The sequence below is a fragment of the Verrucomicrobium sp. GAS474 genome (genome assembly GCF_900105685.1).
Classification (GTDB): domain Bacteria; phylum Verrucomicrobiota; class Verrucomicrobiia; order Methylacidiphilales; family GAS474; genus GAS474.
The window spans coordinates 1949156-1963583 of the sequence record NZ_LT629781.1 but is presented as its reverse complement, the minus strand read 5'-3'; the positions used below and the strand labels follow the sequence as shown (position 1 = coordinate 1963583).

Here is a 14428-nt window from a genome sequence, read left to right as displayed (position 1 = left end):
GGGCTTTCCTGTAATACCAATAGCCGTCATGGATACTCACTCCTTTCTCCTGATCCTCGGCGCGCTCCTCGGGGCGGGGGCCGTGGTCCTCGTGGGGCTGGTCCTGCGGAAGCTGGAGAAGATCCGGGAGGAGGTCACCTCGGCCCGGACCCGCTCGATCCCACTGCTCCAGCAGACGGTGACGCTGAACCAGACGCTGATCGCCGAGATCCGCTCCCTGCGGATGGAGATGCAGCAGGACTGGGCGCAGTCCCTCCCGGACGATTCGGTCTCGACCCGCACCTCGGTCGGCGAGTTCAAGGAGAGGAAGATCCTGATCCTCGACGACGATCCCTCCACCTGCAGCATGCTCTCGACGATGCTGCAGCGGCTGGGCCACCGCGCGGTGGTCACCCGCCGGGGGAACGACGCGGTGACGGCCTGGCGGCGGGCCGTCGAGACGGGCGACCCCTTCGACATCGCGATCTTCGACCTCATCATCCCCGGCAGCATCGGCGGCCGGGACGTCTGGCAGCAGTTGCGGATCGCCGGGGAACGGCACCTGAAGGTCGTCGCCTGCAGCGGCTACATCGACGACACGATCCACGCGGAACTCATCGCCGAGGGCTTCTCCCACATCCTCTCGAAGCCCTTCCAGCTCCAGAGCCTCGGCGAGATGATCCGGCAGCTTTGAGAGAATGCTGCCCTAGAAAGCTGTTAAAGCTGTTTGCCCCGGCCCGGTCGGCGCGTTAATCTTTCCCCGCCTTGAACGTTTTCGTCTTCCATCTCGGTGCCATGGTCCTCGGGCTGATCCGTGCCACGGGGGAGATCTGCTTCCTCCTGGCCGACCTCGTGAAGACCCTCTTCACCCGGCCCCTCCGGTGGCGGCAGTTCCTCCGGCAGATGTATTTCACCGGCCTCCGCTCGCAGACGATCATCCTCGTCACGGGCGGCTTCAGCGGGGCGGTCTTCACGGCCCAGATCCTCTTCCGCTTCCGGGAGATGGGGATGTCGACGGCCACCGGCCCCGTCGTCGCCGTGGCGATGTGCCGGGAACTCGGCCCCGTCCTCTGCGCCCTGATGCTGGCGGGCCGCGTCGGCTCCTCCATCGCGGCGGAGCTCTCCACCATGCGCCTCACGGAGCAGCTCGACGCCCTCCGCGCCCTCGCCGTCCCGCCGACGGAATACCTCCTCATCCCCCGCTTCCTCGCCGTCACCCTCTCCACCCCGATCCTCGTCGGCCTCTCGATGGCCGTCGGCATCGCGGCCAGCTGGGTCGTCGCCGTCATGATCATGGACATCGACGGGGCCTACTACATCGCCCACATGACGCAGTACATGGAGCCGAAGGACGTTGCCATCGGCCTGATCAAGGCCTGCTTCTTCGGCCTCATCATCGCCCTGGTCGGCATCTACAAGGGCCTCAACGCGGGCCACGGCGCCGAGGGCGTCGGCCAGGCGACGACGAACGCCGCCGTCCACGCCTCGCTGATCGTCCTGGTCTCGAACTTCTTCTTCAGCTTCCTCCTCAACGCGATCTTCCCCGCCTAAATCGCCGATGATCCAGGTCAAACAACTCCGCAAAAGCATCTCCGGCCAGGAGATCCTCAAGGGCGTCGACCTCGAGATCCGGACCGGGGAGATCCTCGTCGTCATCGGCCGGAGCGGCGGCGGGAAGAGCGTCCTCCTGAAGCACCTCCTCGGCCTCATGCTCCCCGACGCGGGCGAGGTCTGGTACGACGGGACGAACCTCACCGAGCTCGACGAGCCGGAGCTCCTCCCCCTCCGCCGCGAGATGGGGATGGTCTTCCAGAACGGCGCCCTCTTCGACTCGATGACCGTCGGGGAGAACATCGCCTTCCCCCTCGTCGAGCGGGAACACCTCACCCAGGCCGAGCTCCAATGCCGGGTCGACCGGGCGCTGGAACTCGTCGGCCTCGCCGGCCACGGGGACAAGATGCCCTCCGACCTCAGCGGCGGCATGCGGAAGCGGGCCGCCCTCGCCCGCGCCGCCATCGGGAAGCCGAAGATCATGTTCTACGACGAGCCGACCGCCGGCCTCGACCCGATCCTCTCCGACAGCATCAGCAAGCTCATCTCCCGCCTCTCCCGCGACCTCTCGATGACGGCCATCGTCGTCACCCACGACATGGCGAGCGCCTGCCAGATCGCCGACCGGATCGCCATGCTCCACGAGGGGAAGATCTACGCCCTCGTCACCCCCGCCGAGCTCCAGGCTTCGACCGATCCCGTCCTCCACGACTTCCTCCACGGCATCTCCAAGGGGGATATCCTCTGATCTCCCGCCCCGTTCCCCTTAAAGTTTTCCAAAATCCCTCCTCCTGCCCCTTTCGGAAACGTCTCCACGCCAGCGAAAAACGCATTGACCTCCGCGAAACGCCCCTGCCTACTTGATATCGTCCCATGGCCTCCACCGCCTCCAGCCTCCGCCGCGACACCAACCTTGAGACCAAGGTCGGCCTCTTCGTCCTCATCGGCCTCGTCCTGATCGCCGCCCTGATGATCTTCTTCGGGCGCGTCGGCGAGAAATGGGCGAATACCTACGGCGTGACCGTCAACTTCCCCAACGCCAGCGGCCTCATCAAGGGCGCCTCGGTCAACTTCGCCGGGGCCCCCGTCGGCCGCGTCAGCTCCGCCCCGCAGGCCCTCGACGACGGCAGCGGCGTCCAGGTGCAGCTCCGCCTCCTCAGCAAGGCGAAGGTCCGCTCCGACGCCACCTTCCGCATCGCCGAGGTCGGCCTGATGGGGGACCGCAACGTCGCCATCGAGCCGGTCTACGACTCGAAGGCCCCCTTCCTCAACGACGGCGACACCGTCCAGGGCAAGACCACCTCCGACCTCTCCAACCTCGCCTCCGCCGCCCAGCCGATCCTGGCCCAGATGCAGCAGATCACCGACAAGTTCAACCGCGAGGTGATGACCCCGGAGACCACTGCCGACCTCCGCGCCTCGATCAAGCAGCTCCGCTCCGTCCTCACCCGGACCGACGCCCTCCTCGCCGAGGCCCAGAACGGCAAGGGGACCCTCGGCGTCATGCTGAAGGACCCGAAGACCGCCAACGACTTCAAGGCCTTCGTCACCAACCTCCGCAAAAAGGGGATCCTCTTCTACTCCGACGTCGCCGCGAAGGACGACGACGGGCAACGGGATAAAAACCGATGAGCGCCACGCTGGGAGTCGTCCTCGCCGCCGCCGGATCGAGCCGCCGCCTCGGCTTCGACAAGCTCTTCACCCCTGTCCTGGGCAAGACGGTCTTCCAGTTCACCCTCGACGGCCTCCTCGCCTCCCCCGACGTCGCCCACATCGTCATCGCCACCTCGGAGGGGAACGTCTCCGTCGTCCAGGGGCTCCTCCCCGCCTCGGCCGCGAAGCCGATCTCCGTCGTCGTCGGCGGGGCCGAGCGGCAGGACTCGGTCATGGAAGGGCTGAAGGCCCTCGATCCCGCCCTGGAATATGTCCTGATCCAGGACGCGGCCCGTCCCTTCGTCTCCCCCGGGATCATCTCCGCCGTCCTCGCCGCCGCGCGGGAACACGGGGCCGCCGTCTGCGGCCATCCGTCGAACGACACCCTGAAGGTCATCGGCGAGGGGAGCACCGGGGCCGACCTCGAGATCGCGGCCGTCGAGCACACCGTCGACCGGAGCCGCGTCTGGGCCGTCCAGACGCCGCAGATCTTCCGCCGCACCCTCCTCGTCGAGGCCTACGCCCATGTCGCCGCCCAGGGCGGCCTCGTGACCGACGACACCGCCGCCGTCGAGGCGCTGGGGCAGCCCGTCGTCATCGTCAAGACCGACGCCTTCAACGGCAAGATCACCCGCCGCGCCGATTGGGAGATCGCCATCCGCAAGCTCTTCCCCTTCTCCGACGACGTCCAGGTCGGCTCCGACATGCGGAAGCTGATCCACGACTTCAACAACCAGCTCACCTCCCTCATGGGCTTCGCCTACCTGCTCGATTGCGACTGCCCCGAGGACTCCCCGATGAAGAGCAGCATCACCGCCATCAACGAGGCGGTGACGAAGTGCCACGAGATCTCGATCGCCCTCCAGAAGAAAGTCCGTGATTTCCACAACCAGAAGGTCGCCTTCAATCAGGTGATGGACGATCCGCAGCCGCCTGCTCCGGTTGTCCCTCCGGCCTCTTCCGTGGCCCCGGTCTCCCCGCTTTCTCCCCTCGGCGGCGGCGCGGCGGCGGCTTCTCCCATGTCCCCGGTCAGCCCCGCTCCGGCGATTTCTCCCCTCGGCTCGCCGATTTCCCCGGTCGCCGCCGTCTCCCCCCTTGCTCCGGCCTCGCCGGTGAATCCCGTCCCCCCCGCCAGCCCCATCGATCCGGCGGTCCCGGGAGCGTCGCCTTCGCCAATCTCCCCGCTGATCCAGCCGCCGCCCCCCGCGGCCTGATCATCGTCAGGGCTTGCGTTCGCTGAGAACGTAAAGCCGCATGCCGCGCTCCTCCCCCGCGAAGCGGTAGTGCGCCTCCACATGGCGGGCCAGTTCGGGAAAGGAACCGATGCCTTCGCTCTCCCGGTCGAAGAAGAACGGGGAATCGTCGCCGATCGCCTCGACGAAGAACCGGGGCCGGTTCTCCCGGAGTCCCGCCAGGAAACGGGCGCGGTACCATTCCCTCATCGGGTTCGGCTTGATCGCCATGTCGGTCGCCGGCTCGCAGGTGCCGAGGGGGAGCCCGGCCTCGACCGCGATTTCGGGCGACCAGCCCCAGATCGCCACCCGGTCCCCGCTCCGCGCCAGCTCCCGCACTTGCCGGGCCAACGGCGGCGGCGGCAGCTCCCGGTCCCCGGCCATCCGTCCGAGATACTCCGTGTGATAGCGGGAGAAAAAGGCGAGCGGCAACACCACGCCGAGGCAGAGCGCCTGCCGCCATTCCAAGCCGCCGCCGCCCAAGGCCACGAGCGCCGCCAGGATTCCGGCCAAGATCAGGAAATGGGAAAAGTGGGGCAGCCCGATCACCACCCCGGCATAAAGCCCCAGCCCGATCGACGCCAACGTCCCCCTGCGCCGCCAGCCCCAGGCCCATGCCCCGGCCACGGCGAGCAACACGCCGCAACCGAGCGCCGTCGAAGACCCGCTCGTCGCCCCCACTTCATCCCCTCCCGTCCGGGCGAGGGAGAACGCCATCGCGATCCCCCAGGCGATCCAGCCGCATGCCGCCCACCGCCCGATGTCCGACAGCCGCGCCCCCTTCTCCACCCCCCGGCAGACCGCCGCCCAGGCGAGGCCGATGGCGGGGAAAAGGAGGAGCGCGTAATGAAAATAAGGCCGTCCCGACATCGCCACCGCCAGGAAGGAAAAACCGAGGAACCCTCCCAGCCACGCCAGCCAACCCCAGCGGTTCTCCCCCATCCGCTTCCACGTCGGGACGAGCGCGCACGAAAAGAGGACGCCGACGAAGACCGAAAGGAGGGGAAGCGGCAGCTTCGGATTGAAAAAGAAGAGGAGGCCCGTCCGCAGCCGCCCGGCCCAGTCCTGCCGTTCCCCGACATAGGCATAGGCCCAGACGACGTACTCCCGCCAGAACGTCCCCACCCGGCCGCACGCCCACAGCGGAATGAGGAAGAGGAGCAACGGCACGCACGAGGCGGCGGCGAGGGAGAGCGCCCGCTTCCAGCCGCCGCCCCTCCACGCCAAGACCACTCCCGTCCCGCCCAGGAAGAGGGCGACGGGGACCCCCTGGAGCTTCACGAACGGGACCGCGCCGAGCACCACCCCGAGCCCGACCGTCGCGATCCCCGCCACCTTCTCCCCCCCGCGCCAGAGGATCGCCAGGAGCCACAGCGCCATCCCGAAGAGGGGAAGGAAGAGATGCTCGCTCGAGTAAAAGGCGAAGAAGATCCGGGAGTTGAGCGCGAAGAGGGCGAGGAACGGGAGGACCGCGACGCCCGCCGTCCGCGCCCCGAAGAGACGGCGCGACGCCAGCCACAGGCAGAGAATGAACATCCCCGCGTCGAAAAGCGCCGTCACCCGGGCCGTCGCGTAATTCAACGGGAAAAGCGGCTTCCCCAGCGGGGCGGTCCAGAGGAGCTGCAAGGGGATCAGCGGCCCGCCGGAGTAACCGTCGATCTCCCGCCACGGCACCGCGTGGGGCACGTCCCGATAGGTCAGCGCCTCGGCGAGGAAGACCGCCTCGTCGGTGTTGATCGGCTTCGGGTAAAGGACGGTCGGATACTGGAATGCGGCGAGGGTGAGGAAGAGAAAGAGGACGAACAGGACCGGCTCCACCTGTCCCTCTTTCCTCGAAGAAAAGAACGGGCGGAGGGCCAGCGCCGAGGCTGCCCCCATCGCGATCAGTCCGAGCGCCCAATGGAGCCAGAGATGGCGGTCGAGGAAAAGAAGGAGCGTCATGGTCTCATGCCCGTCCTAGGGCCTGTTCTTTTCGTAAATGGCGTAGTTATAGCCCCCGGCGGTGTTTCCGACGGGGATGCCGCAGAATCGGGGACGGACCGGGGAGAAGTTCTCGTAGACGAGGGTGTAGCCCTCGATCTCAGGCGGGCGGCGCAGGCCCCGGACGACCTGCTGGAGGACGTAGGTCTGGGCGGTCAGGGGAGCGAGATCGTGGACCGTGACGTGGTCGTAGCGGACGAAGAGCGAGTAGAGGTCGGGAGAGATCTCGATGCCGGTGGAACGGTCGGCGAGGGCCTGGAGCTCGGCGGCGGCGCGGTCGTAGCGGAGGCCCGAGGCGAGGTAGGCGCGGAAGAGGAGCGCCTGCCGCGAAAGATCGACCGCGCAGGCGAGACATGCGACGGCGCACAAGCCGGGAAGGAGCCAGCGGTTCCAGCGCGGGCGGGAGGTCTGGAAAAACCGGGAAGCGAGCGCGAAGGCGAACAGGGGAATGAGCGGACGGGCGTTGTAGCATTTCGCGCCGATGCGGACGGCGTAGTGCCAAAAGAGGACGAGGAACAGCAATCCGACGAAGGCCACGCCCGCCTTCTTCCACCCCGCCGCCCCGCCCCAGCGCGAGCCGACGAAATGGAGGCACGCGCCGAACCCGGCCAGAACGAAGAAACCGAAGCCCATCGCCCCCGGGCTGGCGAACCACGGCTTGAGGATCCCCGATTCGCTATCGAAGGCCTCGGCGGTCTCGGCGTGGAGGCGCATCCCCTCGAGCCACAGGGCGCGATGGGGATAGAAGAGCAGGAGGAAGGCGAGGACGAGGACGGCGAGGCCCCCCAACAGGGCCGTCCGCCCCAGGGCGGCGCGGAAGGTCGGGGCCTGGAGGAAGACCCAGCCGACGGCCAGCAGGGCGGCGAGGAGGGAGGGAATGGGATCGGCGGCGGCGAGGCCTCCGAGGGTGGCCCCGAGGATCGCGGCGGAAGCCGCGCCCGAAGGAGCGAGCGAGACGGCGAGCAGTCCCGCCGCGACGAGGGCGGTGGCGAGGAGCTCGGGCCGTCCGAGGTCGCCCAGGTAGCCGACCGCCAGGAGCAGCAGGGCGACGCCGACGGCACCGGCGCGGGGGTCGATTTCCGGCAGCCCGTGCCCGGCGCGGTGGAGGAGGAAGGCGAGGCAGAGCGCGTAGGCGAGCATCACGATGCCGAGGGCGAACCGGATGCCGTGGTAATCGGGCCACGGGCTGAGCAGGGCGAGGACCAGCGGGGAAAGGAAGCCGTGGTAGGTGTAGAGGTCGGGGCGCGAGGCGTCGACGACGTGGGGCGGGCGGAAGGCGGGATTCTCCCAGCGGTGGTCGCGCTTCAATTCGACGGCGGCGGGAAGGAAAGTCCGGCTGTCCCCGGCGAAGACGGGGAAATCGGAGAGCATGCAGACGAGGCGGAAGCCGATGAAAAGCAGGGCGGCGGAAAGAAGGACCAGCAGGAGGGAGTGGCGCGGCATAATTCCGAGGGACCGAGGGATCGGCTGGGGCTCATGTCTATCGGAAGTCCCCTGTGAACTCCAGAGGGAACTCGGCCCCGCCGGGGTTCGTCAACACGACCTAAGCCCCGAGCACCTGCGCCAGCAATGCCGCCACTTCCTCCGGAAGGATCGCCTCCATGCAGGGGCGGCCCGGGACGGGGCAGACCTCGTGGCGGCACGGGGAGCAGGGCACGGGGTTGTAGAGCGCCGTCGCTTCCCGTTCGGCGGTGCGGGCGATCCATCGGTCGATCCCGGTCGCGCCCGAAAAGATCTCGACCAGCGGCGTTCCCGTCAGCGAGGCGAAGTGGGCCGCGCCGGTGTCGACCGAGACGACGGCCCGCGAGGCGGCCAGCTTTTCGAGCGCCCTCCCGATCGTCCCCGGGACGAAGACCGCCTCGGACGACAACCCGGCGCGGGCGGCCAACGCCCAGCCCTCCTCGACCCGCTCCGGCCCGGCGAGGAGGGAGACCGGCTCCTCCGGCCAGCGCCGCCCGATCTCGGCGACGAGGACCGCCCAGGCCGCGTCGGTCCATTCCTTGATCGGCTTCCCCGAATAGGGGACGAGGACGATCCCCTGTCCTTTTCCTCTCCCCGGGTGCCGCAGGGCGGGGGGCATGAAGAGGGCGGGATCGCTCTCCCCGGTGATTCCCCACTCCGCGGGGAACAGCTCGGCCATCCGCCGCGTCTCATGGGTCCGCCGTCCGGGGAGCGGGTGGCTCAGGAGGAAATCCCACTGGCCGGAGAGGCCGGTCCGCTGCTTCGCCTTGGCGAGGACGAGCCACATCTTCCCCAGCCCGTCGTGCCGGTTCGCGCTCAGCTCGAAGCCGTGGTCGATGCCGCGGGCCGCGAGCGCATCGGCGGCGACGAACGACTCGTCGAGGGTCCCGCTCGATCCCCGGGCGAAGATCGGATGGAAGACCGGGTGGAGGGGGGGAAGCCACGGGAGGAGGGTGCCCCACTCGACGTTCGGCGGGTAGACGAGGACATCGATGTTCTCCTTCCCGAAACGGCCGGCCAGCTCCCACAGGACGGGGAGCGTCAGGGCGAAGTCGCCGAGGTGGTCGGGTTTGACGAGGAGGATTTTCATCTCAGTTCCAATTCCAACACGCAAAAAAGCGGGGCGTCCCCATGACTCATAGGGACGCCCCGCCTCCGTGCGAGTTACCGCTTTTTATTCCGCGCTTGGCTTAGTAGGGAAGCGGGAAGCGGGCGGTGAGTTCGTGGACCCGCTTGGCGATCGCGGCGAGCTTCGCCTCGTCGGTCCGGTTCTTCAGCGCCTCGTCGATCCAGTTCGCGATGTCGAACATCTCGTCGGGACCCATGCCGCGCGTCGTCACAGCGGGGGTGCCGAGGCGGATGCCGCCGCCCTTGAAGGGGGAGACGGTATCGAAGGGGATCGAGTTCTTGTTGATCGTGATGGCAGCCTTGTCGAGGGTCTCCTGCGCCTCCTTGCCGGTGATCTCCGTGGGGCGGAGGTCGACGAGCATGAGGTGGTTGTCGGTGCCGCCGGAGAGGATCTTGTAGCCGTTCTTCTTCAGCCCCTCGGAGAGGGCCTTCGCGTTGCGGACGACCTGCTCCTGGTAGGCCTTGAAGCCGGGCTTCAGCGCCTCGCCGAAGCAGACGGCCTTCGCCGCGATGACGTGCATCAGCGGGCCGCCTTGGATGCCGGGGAAGACGTGGGAGTCGAGGTCCTTGCCGTATTGGGCCTTCGCCATGATGAGGCCGCCGCGGGGGCCGCGGAGGGTCTTGTGGGTGGTCGTGGTGACGAAGTCGGCATGGGGGATCGGCGAGGGATGGACCCCGGCGGCGACGAGGCCGGCGATGTGGGCCATGTCGATGAAGAGGAGGGCGCCGACCGACTTCGCGATCTCGCTCATCCGGGCGAAGTCGATGATCCGGGGGTAGGCCGAGGCCCCCGCCGTGATCAGCTTCGGCTTCGTCTCGGCGGCCTGCTCCGCGAGGGCGTCGTAATCGATGTAGCCGGTCTCCTGGGAGACGCCGTAGTGGACGACGTTGTAGAAGCGGCCGGAGAAGTTCATCTTGTTCCCGTGGGTCAGGTGGCCGCCGTGGGAGAGGTCCATCGTGAGGATGGTGTCGCCCGGCTTGATGAAGGCGAAGTAGACGGCCATGTTCGCCTGGGAGCCGGAGTGGGGCTGGACGTTGACGTATTCGGCACCGAAGAGCTCCTTCGCCCGGTCGATGGCGATCTGCTCGATCTCGTCCACGTACTCGCACCCGCCGTACCAGCGGCGGCCGGGGTAGCCCTCGGCGTACTTGTTCGTCAGGCAGGAGCCCTGGGCCTCCATGACGGCGCGGCTCGTGAAGTTCTCCGAGGCGATCAGCTCGATCCCCTCGAACTGGCGGCCCGCCTCCTTCGCGATGAGGGCGGCGATGGCGGGATCGCTCTCCTTGAGGGAGGGGGGCGGATTGAAGGAGGGGGCGGGATTCGTCACGATGTCGGCTTCCATAAGAGTGGGTTTCTCGTCCTCGTTTTCCGCGTTGGCGGCGTTGAGCCAGGCGGTGAGGATCTCCAAGGCACGTTGGGGCTTAACCTCTTTTGCGGCAAGACAAAGTACGTTCGCCTCCCGGTCGAGGACGGCCGAAACGGCCGATTTGGCGTCGCCGACCGCCACGGCCCGGACGCCGCCGACGCGGTTCGCCAGGTCGACGAGCTTCGCGGGGGCCTCCCCGATCAGGATGCCGAGGCGGGCCTCCCCCTGGGCCACCGCGAGGGCGACGCGACGGACCCGGTCGATGAAGCCGGAAGCGGCCCCTTCCGCGCCCTTGCCAGGGCGGGGGGTGCAGTCCTCGAACGGGACGCCCTGCCGGAGGAGCCACCCGTAGAGGGCCTCCCGGATGGGGGGGGAAAAGGGGCTCCGGTCGGCGACGAGGAAGACCTTCCGCGCCAGGCCGCCCGAGTCCCCGTCTCCCCCCGGGGCGGGGGACGAGAGGACGAAATCGAGGACGCTGGGAAGGGCGCGGGCGATCTGGTCCCGGCAGCGGCGGTAGACCTCGCGGGAGCAGCCGATCGGATCGGAGATCTCCCGGGAGGAGGCCGAGAGGCCGTTCTCGAACTCGCGGACGAGGTAGATCTTCTCCGCCGCGTGGGGGAAGAGGAGGAGCATCGAGTCGAGATGCCCGTAGGTCATGCAGAAAATGAAGTCGGCCTTGCGGACGATGTCCCCGGTGATGGAGCGGCTGCGGATCGAGCCGATGTCGACCCCGATCTCGGAGACGGCGTCGACGGAGTAGCTGCTGGGGGGCTGCCCGTTCACCGCGCCGATCCCGCCGGAGCTGACGACGATGTCCTTCTTCCCCTTCACCAGATCGCGGAAGAGCCCTTCCGCCATCGGGCTGCGGCAGATATTGCCGGTGCAGACAAAGAGGACGTTTTTCATCGACGGGAAAGCGGGCTATTTCCTGGCCTTGGAACCGCCGGAGGGGACGGCGCTTTTTTGCGGGGCGGCCTCGACCGGGGCGGAGGCCGAAAGGGGAAGCAGCGACCCGTCCTTTTTCCCGAACCGGGAGACCAGGGCGCGGACCGTCGCCGCCGGTCCGGTGATCCGGAGGTAAAGGGGGCCGCCGGGGAACTCGACCGCGATGCCAATGAGCCCCCAATCGGGCTTCGGCAACGCGGGGATGCCGGAACGGAGGGGATCGCCCAGGTAGATCCCGTAACTGGCGAAGGAGCTGACGCGCCAGGTCGGCGCACTCGCGCCCGCCCTCGCCTTCTCTTCGTTGAGCACTGGGGCGGGGCCGCCCGTCGCGGTCGTCATCATCTTGGCGAGCGCGCTGAGGTTCGCCTGGACGTCGCCCCCTTTTCCCTCGCCGAAATAGAAGGCGACGGCCTCGCCGCCCTGCGGGAGGCTCCATTGGGCGATGCGCGCGGCCGAGGCGGGCTCGGGCGGGACCGGAACCCAGTCCGCGGGAGCCGCGATGCGGGTTCCCCCGATCTCGAATCCCCCGTCGAGGGCGTGGGCGGAGAGGAGGGAAAGGAAAAGCGAAGCGAGGAGGGCCGGAATGCGGGGCGTCATGAAGCGGGGGTGTCTTTCCAAAGGAAGACGTAACGACTTTCGCAGGGATTCGGCGAAGTTCAAGCCGCGGAAAGCAGCCTCCCCGCCATCCCGGCCAGGCCGCCGGGCGGGCGGAACGGCGTCGGCCCCTCCAGATCGCGCCCGACCTGGAGGATCCCCTGCTGGACGAGGGCGCTCCGGCAGGCCTTCGGAGGGAGGCCCCAGGCCGCCGCCCGGTCCCGGACGGCCCGGTTGCTCCCGCCCGGCATCGCGGCGAGGGCGGCCAGCGCCTCGGCGGGGCCGTGGGGCTCCCGGAGGGAGACGAGGGGCCAGAAGAGATTGAGGATCAGGTCGTCGGCCCGGTCGTCGCCGACGAGGCGGGAAGGCTTCGCCGAGGTTTTCCCGGTCCACGCGGCGTGACGGCTCCAGAACGGGTCGTGGCACTCGGCGCAGATCCGCCCGACGATCGCCGGATCGCGCCGTTCGACCGCCCGGACCAGCCGGGGAATCTGCGGGACGAGCCGGGAGAGGGCGGCCAGACGGCGCTCCGGCCGGTTCGCCGGGCGGATGCGGAACCGGCTCCACGCCTCGGCGGGAAGGACCGCGTAATCGAGCCCCGCCCGCATCGGCCACCATGCCTCCCAGAGCGGCTTCAACGCCTCGCGGGCGGGAGGGGGAAGCTTCCCCACGTCGCCGTCGGGGAGGAATCCCGCGACGCCGAAGAGGAGCGCCTCCCGCTCCCCCTCGCTCAACGCGGTCAGGTAGGCGAGCGGAAGCCGCCGGGCCAGATGGCGGAACGGGACCTGGTTCCCGCCGTAGCCCAGCGCCTCGGCGACTCCCTCCCAGACCGCCTGTTCCACCCCCACCGCCGCGATGCGCCAGGCCAGCCGCCGGGCCCGCCGCCGCAGGCGATAGGCCCCCGCCGCTTCCAGCAGCGGCAGCAGCGCGTCGGCAGGCATGGCTTCGGCCCCGGGCGCGTCCGTCCGGTTTTCCTCCTCGTTTTCCACGTCCATCAGGGGATCGATCAAATCGCCGACCTCGGCCCACGGGGCGAGGAGGTTGTCCTCCAGCGCGATCTGGGGCACATCCCCCGCCTTCCCCCGCCAGACGATCCGGGCCAGCGGGGTCTCCCCCTCCTCTTGCACTGCCCCCACCGTCACCGCCCCCCGGAGGCCCGGGCCGCCGTCGAATGCGAGGACCGCCTCGATCAGGCGGAGCGAGCCCGGTTTTTCGGGCAGGCCCGGCTGGAGCACCGCCACCGCCCTCCCCTCCGCCGTCCGCAGCGGGGCGCGGAAAAAGCCGTCGAGCCAGAGCGCCGCCAGCCAGCCCGCGCCCGGTTCCTCCGGCGGGCGGGTGCCGCGCGCCCCGGCATAGCGGTCGCGACCGGAGGAAGGCTGGTCTTTTGAAAGGGGTTCTGCTTCGATGGGCGACATGAGCTTCGGCATCGTACGTGGTCTCCTCCTTCTCATCACCCTCTTTTTCCTCGCCCCCCTCCCCGTCCGCGCCATCACCCCGGCCGACGAGCCCCTGGTGAAGGTCGTCGAGAAAGTCCGCCCCTCCGTCGTCAACATCAACACGGAGAAAGTCGTCCAGCAGGTCGTCACCGATCCCTTCAACGTCTTCTTCAACAACTACCGCGTCCAGAACGCGAAGCAGACCAGCCTCGGCACCGGCGTCCTGATCCATGCCGACGGCTACATCGTCACCTGCGCCCACGTGGTCGGCCGCGCCGCCGACCAGACGACGATCCAGGTGACCCTCGCCGACGGCTCCGACTTCCCGGCGAAGCTCCTCTACGCCGACGAGGAGGCCGACCTCGCCCTCCTGAAGATCGAGCGAAAGGAGAAATTCCCCGCCCTCAGCCTCGCCATCGAGGACCTCTCCCCGAACCTCCTCGGCGAGACCGTCGCCGCCCTCGGCAACCCCCAGGGCTACCAGAACAGCGTCAGCGCCGGCATCCTCAGCGCCCGCGACCGCAAGGTGAAGACGAACGAGGGGACGACCACCGGCCTCCTCCAGACGAACGCCGCGATCAACCCCGGCAACAGCGGCGGCGCCCTCGTCGACATCGAGGGGAAGCTCGTCGGCATCTGCAACGCGAAGCTCGCGGGCCAGGCCGTCGAGGGGATCGGCTTCGCCATCCCGGCGGCGAAGGTCTCCGCGTGGGTCGCCGATGCCATCGCCATCGCGAAGGGGGACAAGAAGCCGCCGACCCCCGCCTCGATCCCCGACCTCCTCGACGAGAAATTCGGCCTCCGCCTCCAGAACATCACTCCCGACCTCGCCCAGGCCTTCGGCCTCCCCTCGACCAGCGGCCTCATCATCTCCGGCGTCGCCAAGGGGAGCCCCGCCGAGGCGGCGAAGATGCGCGAGGGGATGGTCATCGTCGGCATCGGCAACGTCCCGATCCTCAACGAGGATTCCCTCCCCCACCAGCTCCGCCGCGTCCAGAAGGGCGACCCCGTCAGCTTCACCGTCGCCGTCTTCCAGCAGCAGGGCGCCTTCAGCGTCCGGCGCAGCCAGGCCGTGACCTTGCAGGCCCGCTGAGTTTCGGCT

12 protein-coding genes are annotated in these 14428 nt (G+C 68.7%); 6 read left to right on the top strand and 6 right to left on the bottom strand.

Features of this window, described 5'->3' with window-relative positions; translation table 11 throughout:
* Positions 1-28: 28 nt before the first annotated feature.
* From BLU04_RS08165 to ispD, 5 genes are all read left to right on the top strand, one after another.
* Complete coding sequence (locus BLU04_RS08165; protein ID WP_093284500.1) at positions 29-673, top strand: response regulator; 645 nt, start codon at positions 29-31, stop codon at positions 671-673.
* Positions 674-744: 71 nt separating this feature from the next.
* A complete protein-coding gene (locus BLU04_RS08160; protein ID WP_231964847.1) occupies positions 745-1530 on the top strand; it encodes an ABC transporter permease in 786 nt (261 codons plus the stop codon).
* A 7-nt stretch (positions 1531-1537) separates the two neighbouring features.
* Positions 1538-2278 carry an ATP-binding cassette domain-containing protein gene (locus tag BLU04_RS08155; protein WP_093284497.1) on the top strand — a complete coding sequence of 247 codons (741 nt, stop codon included), beginning with the start codon at positions 1538-1540 and terminating at the stop codon, positions 2276-2278.
* A gap of 125 nt (positions 2279-2403) precedes the next feature.
* The gene (locus BLU04_RS08150; RefSeq protein WP_093284495.1) at positions 2404-3162 is read left to right on the top strand and encodes an MlaD family protein; all 759 of its coding nucleotides are present in this window, start codon (positions 2404-2406) and stop codon (positions 3160-3162) included.
* The gene (ispD, locus tag BLU04_RS08145) at positions 3159-4397 is read left to right on the top strand and encodes a 2-C-methyl-D-erythritol 4-phosphate cytidylyltransferase (RefSeq protein WP_093284493.1); all 1239 of its coding nucleotides are present in this window, start codon (positions 3159-3161) and stop codon (positions 4395-4397) included. The genes BLU04_RS08150 and ispD overlap by 4 nt, the downstream gene beginning before the upstream one ends.
* 6 nt (positions 4398-4403) lie before the next feature.
* On the opposite strand, the gene BLU04_RS08140 is transcribed toward ispD, so the two are convergent.
* The 6 genes from BLU04_RS08140 to BLU04_RS08115 form a co-directional block, all read right to left on the bottom strand.
* The gene (locus BLU04_RS08140; protein ID WP_093284491.1) at positions 4404-6356 is read right to left on the bottom strand and encodes a hypothetical protein; all 1953 of its coding nucleotides are present in this window, start codon (positions 6354-6356) and stop codon (positions 4404-4406) included.
* 15 nt (positions 6357-6371) lie between these two features.
* Positions 6372-7838 carry a hypothetical protein gene (locus tag BLU04_RS08135; RefSeq protein WP_093284488.1) on the bottom strand — a complete coding sequence of 489 codons (1467 nt, stop codon included), beginning with the start codon at positions 7836-7838 and terminating at the stop codon, positions 6372-6374.
* A gap of 100 nt (positions 7839-7938) precedes the next feature.
* Positions 7939-8946 carry a glycosyltransferase family 9 protein gene (locus BLU04_RS08130; protein ID WP_093284486.1) on the bottom strand — a complete coding sequence of 336 codons (1008 nt, stop codon included), beginning with the start codon at positions 8944-8946 and terminating at the stop codon, positions 7939-7941.
* 100 nt (positions 8947-9046) lie between these two features.
* Positions 9047-11257: a serine hydroxymethyltransferase gene (locus tag BLU04_RS17160; protein WP_093284483.1), complete on the bottom strand. Its 2211-nt coding sequence runs from the start codon at positions 11255-11257 to the stop codon at positions 9047-9049.
* Positions 11258-11272: 15 nt separating this feature from the next.
* A complete protein-coding gene (locus BLU04_RS08120; RefSeq protein WP_093284480.1) occupies positions 11273-11893 on the bottom strand; it encodes a hypothetical protein in 621 nt (206 codons plus the stop codon).
* Between the two features lie 59 nt (positions 11894-11952).
* Positions 11953-13317 carry a DUF2851 family protein gene (locus BLU04_RS08115; RefSeq protein ID WP_093284477.1) on the bottom strand — a complete coding sequence of 455 codons (1365 nt, stop codon included), beginning with the start codon at positions 13315-13317 and terminating at the stop codon, positions 11953-11955.
* Here BLU04_RS08115 and BLU04_RS08110 point away from each other — a divergent pair.
* A complete protein-coding gene (locus BLU04_RS08110) occupies positions 13304-14419 on the top strand; it encodes a trypsin-like peptidase domain-containing protein (RefSeq protein WP_162274660.1) in 1116 nt (371 codons plus the stop codon). The genes BLU04_RS08115 and BLU04_RS08110 overlap by 14 nt on opposite strands.
* Positions 14420-14428 lie beyond the last annotated feature (9 nt).

Excerpts from the sequence above, each read along its gene's own strand:
- BLU04_RS08165 (WP_093284500.1), top strand. The coding sequence starts at position 29 with ATGGATACTCACTCCTTTCTCCTGATCCTCGGCGCGCTCCTCGGGGCG.
- BLU04_RS08155 (WP_093284497.1), top strand. The coding sequence starts at position 1,538 with ATGATCCAGGTCAAACAACTCCGCAAAAGCATCTCCGGCCAGGAGATC.
- BLU04_RS08150 (WP_093284495.1), top strand. The coding sequence starts at position 2,404 with ATGGCCTCCACCGCCTCCAGCCTCCGCCGCGACACCAACCTTGAGACC.
- ispD (WP_093284493.1), top strand. The coding sequence starts at position 3,159 with ATGAGCGCCACGCTGGGAGTCGTCCTCGCCGCCGCCGGATCGAGCCGC.
- BLU04_RS08140 (WP_093284491.1), bottom strand. The coding sequence starts at position 6,356 with ATGACGCTCCTTCTTTTCCTCGACCGCCATCTCTGGCTCCATTGGGCG.
- BLU04_RS08135 (WP_093284488.1), bottom strand. The coding sequence starts at position 7,838 with ATGCCGCGCCACTCCCTCCTGCTGGTCCTTCTTTCCGCCGCCCTGCTT.
- BLU04_RS08130 (WP_093284486.1), bottom strand. The coding sequence starts at position 8,946 with ATGAAAATCCTCCTCGTCAAACCCGACCACCTCGGCGACTTCGCCCTG.
- BLU04_RS17160 (WP_093284483.1), bottom strand. The coding sequence starts at position 11,257 with ATGAAAAACGTCCTCTTTGTCTGCACCGGCAATATCTGCCGCAGCCCG.
- BLU04_RS08120 (WP_093284480.1), bottom strand. The coding sequence starts at position 11,893 with ATGACGCCCCGCATTCCGGCCCTCCTCGCTTCGCTTTTCCTTTCCCTC.
- BLU04_RS08110 (WP_162274660.1), top strand. The coding sequence starts at position 13,304 with ATGAGCTTCGGCATCGTACGTGGTCTCCTCCTTCTCATCACCCTCTTT.
- BLU04_RS08115 (WP_093284477.1), bottom strand. The coding sequence starts at position 13,317 with ATGCCGAAGCTCATGTCGCCCATCGAAGCAGAACCCCTTTCAAAAGAC.